Raw genomic sequence first — 7,778 nt, forward strand, 5'->3', positions numbered from 1 at the left:
GCCTTGTGTTTTTATCTGCCCGGTGTAAAATCTCGAGGATTTTATCTAAATTTGCCCCAATAACTTTTTTATAGAGCAATATAGTGTACGAAGATGAATAAATGGAAGAAAATGCTGCTCGTCTGTCTGGGTCTCACAGGGCTTACCGTTTCGGCGCAGACGTTTCGCAGCCCTGTCGACATCCCGATACTGCTGAGCGGGAATTTCGGAGAATTGCGCAATAATCACTTTCATTCGGGGATTGATTTCAAGACGCAGGGCGTCGAAGGAAAAAATATTCGCGCCGTAAAAGACGGGTATGTCTCCCGCATCCTCGTGTCGCCGTGGGGATACGGACATGCGCTTTATGTGAAGCATCCGGACAGTACGATGTCGGTCTACGGTCATCTGCGTAACTTCGCCGGCCACATCGCGTCGTATGTCAAAGAACAGCAATACGCACAGGAGCGTTTCTCCGTCGATTTGTCGCCCGAACCGTCGCGGTTTCCGGTCAAGGCCGGCGAGTTGATTGCCCTGAGTGGCAACACGGGCAGCTCGGGCGGGCCTCATCTGCATTTCGAGATACGCGATCTGCGCACAGGCGATCCGGTCGATCCGATCGTGTATTATAAGGACAAAATCAAAGATACGCGGCCTCCGAAGGTACGTTCCGTGATGATCTGCCCCGTCGGAGGACAGGGCGTCGTCAACGGGTCTCAACAAAAGCAGCGTATTAAGGTTGTCACCGCGAAAGACGGCCGGCAGTCGGTGACGGGTAAAACGGAAGCGTGGGGAAAGATCGGTTTCAGTATCCATATCGACGACTATATGAACGGCACGAGCAACGTGTACGGTGTAAAGGAAATCACAATGCGGGTTGACGGCAAAGAAATGTTTCACAGCTATCAGGACCGTTTTTCGTTCGATGAGACGCGTTACCTCAATGCGTGGGTCGACTTTGCCGAGTGGCGCGAAAAAAAATCGTTTTATACGAAAACGTTTGTCGAGCCGGGTAACCGCCTGCGGTTTATGACCAGTAAGAACCGCGGCTATCTGACCGTCGACGAAGCAAGGACATACCATATCGAATTTGAACTCACGGATGCGTTTGGCAATACCGGACGACTTGCGCTGGCCGTGACCGGACGCCCGCAGACGATTCTTCCGCCCGATACGGCCGGTGCGACACACTTCTACCATAGCGGAGAAAACCGCTTCGGGGCAAGTGGTATCCGGATGTATATCCCGCGCGGTAACTTGTATAACGACTTGTATTTTCGTCATTCCTCATACGCCGATACAGCGTATTATTCCGATGTTCACACGGTACATGATACACCCGTTCCGCTGCATCGCAACGGGCGTCTCTCACTTCACCTGCTCTCCGATATACTGGCCGATAAAGGAAAATACGGCATCGTCTCGGTCGATGGGCGTAGAAAGAACTGGATCGGCGGATCGTATCGCGACGGCTGGATCGATGCCGACATCACCGAACTGGGCAAACGTTATGCCGTCGATGCCGATACGGTACCGCCTGTCATTACCGCCGTCGATTCGTCTCTCTGGAGAAGTAAAGAAATGATTATCCTGCGCCTGACCGATAATCTGAGCGGGATAGAGGAATATCGCGGCGAGATAGACGGCCGGTTCGCTCTCTTTGAACTCGACGGCAAGAAAGCAACCGCGCATTACTTCTTCGACCGTCAACGCCTCACACGAGGGCGGCATACCCTCCGGATGACCGTAACCGACGGCTGCGAGAACCGCACGGTCTACCATGCCGATTTCGAATGGTGATAACAGGTTTGGCATAGCCGGAACGTACCATCTTCATAAATGGCCTCCGGAAGTGAAGAAATCGATATCGGATGAATGAAAAAACTGAACCGATGCGTACCATTATCTGAAAAAAAGAGCCTATCTTTGTCAGACCTTCTACCAATTTTATTGGCCGGAGAAAAAAGAAATTAGATACAATAAAAAATAATATCATTTCTGATTATGGAACATACGGAATTATTAGAACAGGTGAGGAAGAAAGCTCAGGTCTGGCTGGGCTCGGAGTATGATGAAGAAACGCGTAACGAAGTGCAGGCCCTGCTCGATAAGGAAGACCCGACCGAGCTGATCGAATCCTTCTACAAGGATTTGGAGTTCGGAACCGGAGGATTGCGCGGCATCATGGGCGTGGGCAGTAACCGGATGAACATTTATACGGTCGGAGCGGCTACGCAGGGTTTGTCGAACTACCTGAAAAAGGAATTTGCGGAGTTGGAACAGATCAAAGTCGTTATCGGTCACGACTGTCGTAACAATAGCCGCCGGTTTGCCGAGATTTCGGCCGAAATTTTTTCGGCCAACGGCATCAAGGTGTATCTTTTTGAAGACCTCCGACCGACACCGGAGGTATCGTATGCCATCCGTAAGCTGGGATGTCAGAGCGGTATTATCCTGACAGCCTCGCATAATCCGAAGGAATATAACGGTTACAAGGCATATTGGGACGATGGAGCGCAGATGATTGCTCCGCACGACAAAAACACGATTGCCGAAGTCAATAAAATCCGCAACGCGGCCGATATCCGGTTCGAAGGAAAGAAGGAATTGATCGAACTGATCGGTAAGGAGATCGATGAGCAGTACATCGCGGACTTGAAGACTGTTTCGCTGTCGCCCGACTCGATTGCGCGGCATCATGACATGAAGATCGTGTATACGCCGATTCACGGTACGGGGGTACGTATAATTCCCCAAGCGCTCGGCGCATACGGGTTCACGAACATCATTCACGTGCCTGAGCAGGATGTGGTGAGCGGTGATTTCCCGACGGTCGTATCGCCTAACCCCGAAGAGCCGGCGGCCTTGTCGATGGCTGTCGAGAAGGCCAGGGAGACCGGCGCCGAGCTGGTGCTGGCTTCCGATCCGGACTCCGACCGCGTTGGGGCAGCCGTGAAGAACGATGTCGGCGAATGGGTACTGGTCAACGGCAATCAGGCAGTCGTCCTTTTCGTTTATTACCTGCTGACACGCTGGGAAGAACTGGGACGGTTAAGCGGCCGGGAATACATTGTCAAAACGATTGTTACGACCGAGACGGTTCGCGCCATCGCGGAGCGCAAGGGCGTTGAGATGTACGATGTTTATACCGGTTTCAAATGGATTGCCGAGGTGATGCGCAGAAACGAAGGCAAGAAACAGTATATCGGCGGTGGAGAAGAAAGTTACGGATTCCTCTGTCAGGACTTTGTGCGTGACAAGGATGCCGTATCGGCCTGCTGCATTCTGGCCGAGATGACGGCTTGGGCAAAAGACAAAGGATTGTCGCTCTATCAGTTGTTGCAACAGATTTATCTCGAATACGGCTACTCGAAAGAGGTGAATATCTCTGTCGTTAAAAAGGGCAAGAGCGGCGCCGAAGAAATCGAGGCGATGATGAACGGTTTCCGCAATCATCCGCCGACGGAGATTGCCGGATCGAAAGTGACGCTGATCTACGATTATGCTTCGCTGAAAGGACACAGTTTTACCGATAACGAAACGTTTGCATTGCACATGCCTACGACCTCGAACGTGCTGCAATATTATACGGAAGACAATACGAAAGTGTCGATTCGTCCGTCGGGCACGGAGCCGAAGATCAAGTTTTATTGCGAGGTACACATTCCCGATGTCCGTACGTCTGAAGACTTGCGGACGGCCGAGGCCGAAGCCATGAAAAAGGTCGAACAGATCAGGGCATCGCTTGGCATCTGAGCCTTTTGAAAAAAAAGACAGACGATACTGCGGGATTGGCTCGTAGACATAAAAGGGGGATGCGTCTCAAACAAATACGGAGACACATCCCCTTGAATGTATCCGGAACAAATAAAAACGCAACGCGCTTCTTCTACTCCAACCGGCAGGACACAACGCAGTCATGGCGATTGAACGGAAATGATTATTTTTGTCGTATGGTAAAACAACTTTTGTATCTGTTTTTCTTTATTGTCGGTATCGGACTGACGGCCTGCCGAAAGGAAGAAGAACCTTCGCTTCTTTACGAGCTGAGGGATATGAACGAATGGATCTTGGCCGAGGTGCGCGTAGAAAAAACGGTCATCATCGACGATCCTGATATTCGTTTCAGAGAGATCGGTTCGCAGGCCGGCCTCTTTCCCGACGCGGTAGATTGGGTGAAGCGAAAAACAACCGTCGGCAAGCGTATCGGGATTTACTCGTTTGGGACGTATCTCTCCGCCTTTATCGATATGAACGGATTGACGGAAGAGGATATCCGGATCGACCGGAAAGCGAGACATTGCACCTTGCGGCTTCCGCCGGTGCGGATCAAAGAGCGGGGACGCGATTTCGAAGTCAGGACCGAACACGAGCGAGTCTCGATTTACCGTACACCGTTAACGCCGCAGGAGAAGGCCAAGGCCAAAGATGAGGCCAGCCGCTTGCTCTCGGAAGAGATCGCGAAGAACGGCAAACTGAAACGTGAACTGACGCAGCAGGCCGAGGAACGCGCGCGCGCATACTTTCGCACTTTGCTCGTCGGATGGGGATATGAGGCCACCATAACATTCAGGGAGGAACAGCCATGATACGACATCTCCCGAAAAAGATACTTCTTGTCATCGCCTTCTCTCTTCTTCTCGTCTTAGGCGGTTGGTGGGGCTACCGCAGCCTGCATCGCGAACGTTCCGCGGTGCGTACGTTGCCCGCACGGGTCGGAGAGATTCAGCAGATGGTCAAACTCTCCACGCTGGAAATCATGACAGACGAAATCTTCAAAGATACGGTACAAATCAAGGGGGTTGTTTCGCGTGTCAGAGCGCATGTATATATCGGCTTCGACATCGAAAACCTCCCGATGACCGAACGGGGCGACACACTTTTCGTCCAACTCCCGCGCGAGATCATCGAAGTGCGTGAAGCTACGGAAAACGGCTATCAGGTGCTCGACGTATGGAACGTGCAGATGCCTGACGAACCGGTGCCCACGCCGTTGAGCACCGCCGAAGAAAACATCCTTAAAAGACGCCTTCGCCGACGTATCACCGCACAAACTTATGAGCGCGGGTATGTCAGACGCGCACGAGAGAATGCGTTGCGTTCCCTATCGGCTTTATTTGCCGGTTTCAGGGAGCATGTCGTCATCATCGACCGTTACCCCGACGGGTGGAGGGAAGAACACCGCCCGCCCGCACCCGTTCCGGAGCCTTCGCCCGTTCGCCTACCGTCCGGCATGTAAGTTTCCGGCCTGTATGTTGAAGAGACGCTGTTCGGCCAGCGCTTCGTACTTCGTGCCCGGCCGGCCGTAGTTACAATACGGATAGATGCTGATGCCGCCGCGCGGGGTGAAGAGTCCCGTCACCTCGATATACTTCGGTTCCATCAGGCGAATCAGGTCGTTCATGATCAGGTTTACGCAGTCTTCATGAAAAGCGCCGTGCCCGCGAAAACTGAAGAGATAGAGCTTCAGGCTCTTGCTCTCCACCATCTTCACGTCGGGGAGGTAATCGATCCGGATCGTGGCAAAATCGGGCTGTCCCGTGATGGGGCACAGGCTCGTAAACTCGGGGCATTCGAAATGTACCCAGTAATCGCGTTCGGGATGTTTGTTCGTGAACGCCTCCAGCACCTCCGGCGCGTAATCCTGCCGGTAAGTCGTCGCTGTTCCTAAAAGTGTCAGTTCTTTATTTTCCATGCGACAAAAATACGACTTTCTGCCCGGACCACCGTATGCTGTTCCGCTTAATCGCAACCAACGGCGTCGGCTTCGGTGTCTCTGCCCGCATGCTACTTACATTTTGGCCAGATCGCTCTCGCAAATGTATTCGAGGTTTTGCCGGCGGATTACTTCGCGTGCGGCTTCGCGATTGTTCGTGCGAAGAATCAGGATGGATTTGTCTTTGAGCGAAAAGCAATACATATACTCGATGCTCAGTCCCGACTGCGTGAAGCAGGTGAGGGTCTTCGCAAAACTCCCCGCGGCCGGGTCGGTCACAATCGCGAGCACATCCGTAAGATTAACATTCACATGATTGTCTTTAAGAATCTGATACGCCTTCTCGGAATAGTTTACGATGAGGCGCAGGATGCCGTACTCCGACGTGTCGGCCACGGTCGAAGCGATGATGCGAATGTTTTGGTCGGCCAGCAACGATAATATTTCACACAGTTTGCCGTATTTGTTTTCGACGAAGATGGATAATTGATTGACTGTCATAATGCTTTTTGTTTAATCGTTCGACGGTATCGTTACGGTTCAGAATTTACGCAGGTCTTTGACCCGCACGGCTTTTCCTTCCGTCACGGGCAATGAGCCCCGGGCGACTAATTTAAGACGCGGCGTAATCAAGAGTTCGTTTTTCAACTGGCGAGTGATCTCTTTCGTTAGTCTTTGCAGCGCTCCGTAATCGTCGGTAAAAAGACCGCTCAACTCGACTTCGATATACATCTCGTCATTGTTGTCTACGTTTTCGATCGTGATCAGGTAATTTCCTCCGAGCTCCTTGAAACTCATCAGAATCTTTTCGATTTGAATCGGGAAGATATTCACGCCTTTAAGGATGATCATGTCGTCGCTGCGTCCTTTGAAGCGGTCGATGCGTCGATGTGTTCGTCCGCAGGGGCAGTCGCCCGGCAGAAAACGCGTCAGGTCGTGTGTCCGGTAGCGGATGAGCGGCATCGCCTCGCGTTGCAGGGTTGTCAGAACAAGTTCGCCGATTTCTCCGTCGGCGACGGGTTCCAACGTTTGCGGATCGATAATCTCCGCGATCACGTAATCTTCCCAGATATGCAACCCGTTCTGTTCCTGACACTCAAACGCTACGCCCGGACCGTTCATCTCCGACATGCCGAAGCAGTTATACGCCTTTATCCCCATCAACTCTTCGATGCGCCGGCGCTGCTCTTCCGAGTGCGGTTCGGCGCCGATACAGAACACGCGGAGCGACGTATCCTTGCGCGGGTCGAGCCCCATCTCCTCGAAGACCTCGGCCAGACGCGTAGCATAACTCGGGATGATGTGCAAAGCCGTCGTACCGAAGTCCATGATGAATTTGATCTGCCGTTTCGAGTTGCCCGCTGCAGCCGGCACCGTCAGAGCGCCGAGTCTTTCGGCTCCGTACTGAAAGCCCAGCCCGCCGGTAAACATGCCGTATCCGGAAGTGTTTTGAAATACGTCGGTATCGCGCAGTCCCACCATATACATGCACCTTGCTACCTGATTCGCCCACGCGTCAAGGTCTTTCTGCGAGTGAAGCACAACCGTCGGATTGCCCGTTGTTCCGCTCGATGAATGGACACGTACACATTGCTGAAGAGGGATCGCCGCCAATCCGAACGGATAGTTGGCCCGGAGGTCTTCTTTCGTTATAAACGGCAGCTTCTTTAAATCATCGAGCGACGTAATACTGTCGGCCGAGATACTTTGCTCCGCGAAAACTTTTTTATAATACGGTGAGTGGGCGGCCTGTGCAACCGTTGCGCGAAGCCTTTCTACTTGCAGCGCCTCCAAGTCGCCGCGATTCATTACTTCCAGCTTTTCTTCCCAATAGGACGATATCATGATCAAATGGTTTGTTTATGTTTTTTGCCCCAAAAATACGAATTAAAATTCAAAATGGCTGTCTTGTGGTTCAAAAACAGGTTATCATACGTCCGGAACCTGATTTCGGGTGGTTCCGAGGGGTATTTGGGTACGTCCGGAGGGATATTTAATACTATTCGGAAATAAATTATGACCGGTTCGGAACCTGATTTCGGGTGGTTCGGAGAGATATTTCGATACGTCCGGAACGTATCGA

Annotated in this window: 7 protein-coding genes; 4 read left to right on the plus strand and 3 right to left on the minus strand. The window is 52.2% G+C overall.

The genetic code is table 11. The features are described 5' to 3' along the window. The first annotated feature begins 93 nt into the window (after positions 1-93). The 4 genes from ACTTKA_RS11690 (at position 94) to ACTTKA_RS11705 (ending at position 5,218) form a co-directional block, all read left to right on the plus strand. Complete coding sequence (locus ACTTKA_RS11690) at positions 94-1,779, plus strand: M23 family metallopeptidase (protein ID WP_442725164.1); 1,686 nt, start codon at positions 94-96, stop codon at positions 1,777-1,779. A gap of 204 nt (positions 1,780-1,983) precedes the next feature. Further along, entirely contained in the window at positions 1,984-3,735 is a 1,752-nt protein-coding gene (locus tag ACTTKA_RS11695) for a phospho-sugar mutase (protein WP_442725165.1), read from the plus strand. A gap of 197 nt (positions 3,736-3,932) precedes the next feature. After that, on the plus strand, positions 3,933-4,568 hold the full coding sequence (locus ACTTKA_RS11700; protein ID WP_442725166.1) for a DUF4230 domain-containing protein: 636 nt from the start codon (positions 3,933-3,935) through the stop codon (positions 4,566-4,568). Then, complete coding sequence (locus ACTTKA_RS11705; RefSeq protein ID WP_442725167.1) at positions 4,565-5,218, plus strand: hypothetical protein; 654 nt, start codon at positions 4,565-4,567, stop codon at positions 5,216-5,218. Before ACTTKA_RS11700 ends, ACTTKA_RS11705 begins: the two co-directional genes overlap by 4 nt. On the opposite strand, the gene queF is transcribed toward ACTTKA_RS11705, so the two are convergent. The 3 genes from queF to ACTTKA_RS11720 all read right to left on the minus strand — a co-directional run bounded on the left by queF (position 5,201) and on the right by ACTTKA_RS11720 (position 7,504). Next, positions 5,201-5,674: a preQ(1) synthase gene (gene queF / locus ACTTKA_RS11710; protein WP_442714665.1), complete on the minus strand. Its 474-nt coding sequence runs from the start codon at positions 5,672-5,674 to the stop codon at positions 5,201-5,203. The two genes, ACTTKA_RS11705 and queF, sit on opposite strands and share 18 nt — an antisense overlap. Positions 5,675-5,770: 96 nt before the next feature. Continuing rightward, the gene (locus ACTTKA_RS11715; protein WP_442725168.1) at positions 5,771-6,196 is read right to left on the minus strand and encodes an acetolactate synthase; all 426 of its coding nucleotides are present in this window, start codon (positions 6,194-6,196) and stop codon (positions 5,771-5,773) included. A 39-nt stretch (positions 6,197-6,235) separates the two neighbouring features. Further along, entirely contained in the window at positions 6,236-7,504 is a 1,269-nt protein-coding gene (locus ACTTKA_RS11720) for a phenylacetate--CoA ligase family protein (protein WP_442725169.1), read from the minus strand. Positions 7,505-7,778 lie beyond the last annotated feature (274 nt).

Origin of the sequence: Tannerella sp., assembly GCF_052170195.1 — a bacterium.
In the GTDB taxonomy this organism is placed as follows: domain Bacteria; phylum Bacteroidota; class Bacteroidia; order Bacteroidales; family Tannerellaceae; genus Tannerella.